The organism is Caldicoprobacter sp., from assembly GCF_047459465.1.
Classification (GTDB): domain Bacteria; phylum Bacillota; class Clostridia; order Caldicoprobacterales; family Caldicoprobacteraceae; genus Caldicoprobacter.
In genome coordinates this window covers 1-1,855 of record NZ_VSCO01000217.1, presented here as the reverse complement: position 1 = coordinate 1,855, position 1,855 = coordinate 1, and the positions used below count along the sequence as shown (strand labels likewise).

At 48.2% G+C, this 1,855-nt stretch carries 1 protein-coding gene; it reads right to left on the bottom strand.

Features of this window, described 5'->3' with window-relative positions; genetic code table 11:
* Window positions 1–352 precede the first annotated feature (352 nt).
* On the bottom strand, window positions 353–1,831 hold the full coding sequence (gene spoIVA / locus FWJ59_RS09500) for a stage IV sporulation protein A (RefSeq protein ID WP_414481687.1): 1,479 nt from the start codon (window positions 1,829–1,831) through the stop codon (window positions 353–355).
* Window positions 1,832–1,855: the final 24 nt, after the last annotated feature.

The window sequence follows — 1,855 nt, the reverse complement described above, 5'->3', positions numbered from 1 at the left end:
GCGCTGTTGTGGGGAAAATTTGCATATCGAAGATTATAAGCTGAAGAAATGAGCTAACAGTTACAGCGACATAAAAACGATAAAGTGGCCCGATACAAATGATGGGCAAATTGATGTTGAAGAAAGGAAAGCCTGAGCATAAGGGGAAGCCTGAGCATGAACAATTAAACAAGTCCACTACATCGTATAAGTATTCCGAATAATTGACCTGTAGACAGGTTTGAAAATTAAGCTTTGGGAAAATCAGCGGTAAAATACGCAGAGTGGAGAAAAGGAAAGCAGCAGCGAAAGATTAATTAAAAAGATTAAAAAGATAAAGGGATGTTCCTGGAACATTCCAGGCAACATCCCTTCATAATATTATACATATCAGTCCTCCGCTTCCCTCGTTTATAATCCTCTGCAGGGTCTCCTGGATCTTAAACTGGACGTCCTCGGGCATTCTCATGAGTTTGTTGGCAAGCCCCTCCTTGACCAGTTCGTGCAATGACTTGCCAAATATATTGGTTTCCCATATCCTTGACGGATCGTTTTCAAACTCCTCCAGCAGGTATTTTACCAGTTCCTCGCTTTGCCTTTCGGTGCCTACGATAGGGGATACCTCGGTCTGAATATCCACCCGTATGAAGTGTAGGGAAGGTGCGCTAGCTTTAAGTCTCACGCCGAAGCGGCTACCCTGCTTTACGATCTCCGGCTCTTCAAGCCTTAGCTCTTCAAGGGAAGGCGGTACCATGCCGTAACCCGTCTCGCGGACATCCCGCAGCGCCTCAGCGATCCGGTCGTATTCCCTCTTGGCTATAGCCAGCTGCTTCATCAGGCCTATCAGCTGATAATCGCCCTCAATCTGATAGCCGCACTCCTCGCCCAGTATCTTATAGAACATACCGGGTTTGACATCTATGTTAATGTCTACCTTGCCGTTTCCCAGGTTTATATTGCTCACCTTAGCCGGCTCTATATGCTCCAGCTGTTCTTCCCTACCGCCCACCCCCTCGATGTCCCGCACTCTATGTACATCCCTGGTGATGTCCTTTACGTAGTCGACTATGTATTTTACAAGCCAGTGATCCTCATCAAGGCTCTGAACCCATTTGGGAAGGTCAATGCGTATCTCCGTAAGCGGAAACTCAAACAGGACAGTGCTCAGTATGTTATGTATATCTTCAACGGTAAGATTGAGAACATCGAGGGCTAAAACGGGCACGTCATACTTCTCCTCCAAAGCGCTTTGCAACGTCAAGGTCTCCTGCGCCGAGGGGTTTTTGGAATTGAGAATTATTACAAATGGCTTGCCCAGCTCCTTGAGCTCCCTTACCACCCTTTCCTCGGCTTCTACGTAATTTACCCGTGGTATGTCGGTGATGCTACCGTCAGTGGTAACCACAAGGCCTATGGTGGAATGGTCGGTAATGACCTTTCTGGTGCCCAGCTCAGCAGCCTCTTCAAAGGGAATGTCATAGTCAAACCAGGGAGTACGAACCATACGCGGCCCATCGCCTTCCATATGCCCTATGGCTCCCTTGACCAGGTATCCCACACAGTCAACCATCCTTACCTTGAGATTAGCCGTCCCCTTTATGGTGATCTCCACCGCTTCGTTGGGAACAAACTTGGGCTGCGTGGTCATTATGGTACGCCCCGTACCGCTTTGCGGCATCTCGTCCTTTGCTCGTTCCTTCTTAAAGCCGTCTTCCATGTTGGGCAAAACCAGCAGTTCCATGATTCTCTTGATAAGCGTTGACTTTCCCGTCCGGACAGGCCCCACTACCCCGATGTATATATCACCCTCAGTTCTTTCGGCTATGTCGCGATACAAATCAAACTTCTCCATTTGTCCCCCTCCCTTTTGGTTGAA